The sequence below is a fragment of the Vibrio sp. 1288 genome, assembly GCF_033344475.1.
Genome location: NZ_JAWPOX010000943.1, coordinates 1 through 560, shown reverse-complemented (window position 1 = coordinate 560; position 560 = coordinate 1). Strand labels below are relative to the sequence as shown.

1 protein-coding gene is annotated in these 560 nt (G+C 42.5%); it reads right to left on the bottom strand.

The features are described 5' to 3' along the window. Positions 1–84: 84 nt before the first annotated feature. Entirely contained in the window at positions 85–414 is a 330-nt protein-coding gene (locus R8O11_RS30235; RefSeq protein ID WP_318118788.1) for a hypothetical protein, read from the bottom strand. Positions 415–560 lie beyond the last annotated feature (146 nt).

Here is a 560-nt window from a genome sequence, read left to right as displayed (position 1 = left end):
GCAAGCAGGATGAAATCCTAAATCGCTTTACGGTTTAGGTCTTTCATCAACAAAAACAGCGAGCCTAGCTCGCTGTTTTTGTATCTATAGTTTTACATGGATATATCGGTCACTTGAACGACGATAATAATGGTCATCCACTTTTAAATACGTAAAGTTACCAATTTGAATATAAGTGCTATTACGAGGAATGCGGTCGTAATAGTAGTATTGGTGCCTTGGCGGCCTTGGGTTCACCACAATCACATCATGATGTCGGTGTTTATGCTTGTGCTTACGTTTATGGTGGTGATGGTCATGATGATGCTCGTGTTTATGACCGTGCCTGTGTTTTGGATCTGCCATCGCTTCCGCACTGAACACACCCAAAGACAGCATAACGCCAACCATGGCAAAAGATAATTGCTTTGACACAACGACTCCCCTTATCGATACAACTATCACTATATTAGTCAGCATCTGCTTACCACATGTCAGTTGTTCGCTAAGGAGTATCACCTCTCGGTCAGAGCTTATGAACAATTATCAGCACGACGTCAAAGCCGTCATCTCTCGTAAAA